Consider the following 503-nt stretch of genomic DNA (forward strand, 5'->3'; position numbering starts at 1 on the left):
CAGATGGAATTGGCACCGGGCAAAGCAGTCGGCGGCAGCGAAGTGCTGGTCAAGAACACCCCGCAAAAACCCTGGCGTGTCGGCCTTTCCCGTCACAACGGCGGCCAGCGCAGCACGGGCGAACAGCAGTGGGGCGCCAGCCTGGATTGGGACAACCCGCTGGGCCTGGCGGACCAATTGTCGCTACGAGGCGGCCACGATGCGATCAGCGACCACCAGAAGACCTCGCGCAACTCGATGCTCAATTACAACCTGCCATTCGGCTGGTGGAACCTCAATTACACCTACAGCGAGAGCGACTACCGCTCACTGGCCCAGGCCAGCGGCTTTAACTTCAAGCAATCGGGCGACAGCCAAAACCACCAACTGCGCCTGGAGCGGGTCATCCACCGCGACGCCCTGAGCAAAACCTCCCTGAGCACCGGTGTGGCCTACCTGCGCACCAACAACTTCATCGAAGACAGCAAACTCGCCCTGAGCAGCAACCGCCTCAGCGAAGCCCA

General features: G+C 62.0%; 1 protein-coding gene. It reads left to right on the plus strand.

The window, feature by feature from the left end:
* The coding region (locus tag AC3ZU9_RS31565; protein ID WP_490091808.1) for a ShlB/FhaC/HecB family hemolysin secretion/activation protein at nucleotides 1-503 on the plus strand (503 nt) is incomplete at both ends.

The sequence above is a fragment of the Pseudomonas sp. A39 genome (assembly GCF_058145955.1).